We start from the raw sequence: 1983 nt of genomic DNA, 5'->3' as shown, positions 1-1983 counted from the left end.
GTTTCAAAGTCTCCCACCTATCCTACACATGTAGGTTCAATGTTCAGTGCCAAGCTGTAGTAAAGGTTCACGGGGTCTTTCCGTCTAGCCGCGGGTACACTGCATCTTCACAGCGATTTCAATTTCACTGAGTCTCGGGTGGAGACAGCGTGGCCATCATTACGCCATTCGTGCAGGTCGGAACTTACCCGACAAGGAATTTCGCTACCTTAGGACCGTTATAGTTACGGCCGCCGTTTACCGGGGCTTCGATCAAGAGCTTCGACCGAAGTCTAACCCCATCAATTAACCTTCCGGCACCGGGCAGGCGTCACACCGTATACGTCATCTTACGATTTTGCACAGTGCTGTGTTTTTAATAAACAGTTGCAGCCACCTGGTATCTGCGACTCTCGTCTGCTCCATCCGCGAGGGACTTCACTGATAAGAGCGTACCTTCTCCCGAAGTTACGGTACCATTTTGCCTAGTTCCTTCACCCGAGTTCTCTCAAGCGCCTTGGTATTCTCTACCCGACCACCTGTGTCGGTTTGGGGTACGATTCCTTACAATCTGAAGCTTAGAGGCTTTTCCTGGAAGCATGGCATCAATGACTTCACTACCGTAGTAGCTCGACATCGTATCTCAGCGTTAGTAGCGGTCCGGATTTACCTAAACCACCCGCCTACGTACTTGAACCTGGACAACCGTCGCCAGGCCCACCTAGCCTTCTCCGTCCCCCCATCGCAATTGTAAGAAGTACGGGAATATTAACCCGTTTCCCATCGACTACGCCTTTCGGCCTCGCCTTAGGAGTCGACTTACCCTGCCCCGATTAACGTTGGACAGGAACCCTTGGTCTTCCGGCGAGGGAGTTTTTCACTCCCTTTATCGTTACTCATGTCAGCATTCGCACTTCTGATACCTCCAGCAGCCCTTACAGACCACCTTCAACGGCTTACAGAACGCTCCCCTACCCCACATACCCTAAGGTACGTAGCCGCAGCTTCGGTGTATAGCTTAGCCCCGTTACATCTTCCGCGCAGGCCGACTCGACCAGTGAGCTATTACGCTTTCTTTAAATGATGGCTGCTTCTAAGCCAACATCCTGGCTGTCTGAGCCTTCCCACATCGTTTCCCACTTAGCTATACTTTGGGACCTTAGCTGGCGGTCTGGGTTGTTTCCCTCTCCACGACGGACGTTAGCACCCGCCGTGTGTCTCCCGGATAGTACTTACTGGTATTCGGAGTTTGCAAAGGGTTGGTAAGTCGGGATGACCCCCTAGCCTTAACAGTGCTCTACCCCCAGTAGTATTCGTCCGAGGCGCTACCTAAATAGCTTTCGGGGAGAACCAGCTATCTCCAGGTTTGATTGGCCTTTCACCCCTAGCCACAAGTCATCCGCTAATTTTTCAACATTAGTCGGTTCGGTCCTCCAGTTGATGTTACTCAACCTTCAACCTGCCCATGGCTAGATCACCTGGTTTCGGGTCTAATCCTAGCAACTGTACGCCCAGTTAAGACTCGGTTTCCCTACGGCTCCCCTAAACGGTTAACCTTGCTACTAAAATTAAGTCGCTGACCCATTATACAAAAGGTACGCAGTCACACCACGAAGGTGCTCCTACTGCTTGTACGACACGGTTTCAGGTTCTATTTCACTCCCCTCACAGGGGTTCTTTTCGCCTTTCCCTCACGGTACTGGTTCACTATCGGTCAGTCAGTAGTATTTAGCCTTGGAGGATGGTCCCCCCATATTCAGACAGGATATCACGTGTCCCGCCCTACTCGTTTTCACTGATGATGAGATGTCGATTACGGGGCTATCACCCTTTATTGCGGCACTTTCCAGAGCCTTCATCTGTCTCATTAAAAGCTTAAGGGCTAATCCAATTTCGCTCGCCGCTACTTTCGGAATCTCGGTTGATTTCTCTTCCTCGGGGTACTTAGATGTTTCAGTTCCCCCGGTTTGCCTCCTGTTGCTATGTATTCACAACAGGATACTT

1 rRNA gene is annotated in these 1983 nt (G+C 51.0%); it reads right to left on the bottom strand.

Annotated features, from left to right (window positions below):
- Positions 1–1983 (bottom strand): 23S ribosomal RNA (locus tag A142_RS03000); the annotation flags it as partial.

This window comes from Vibrio splendidus 12E03 (assembly GCF_000272105.2).
GTDB lineage: Bacteria > Pseudomonadota > Gammaproteobacteria > Enterobacterales > Vibrionaceae > Vibrio > Vibrio splendidus_I.
The sequence above is the reverse complement of the archived record's forward strand: the minus strand, read 5'-3'. Positions and strand labels throughout refer to the sequence as shown.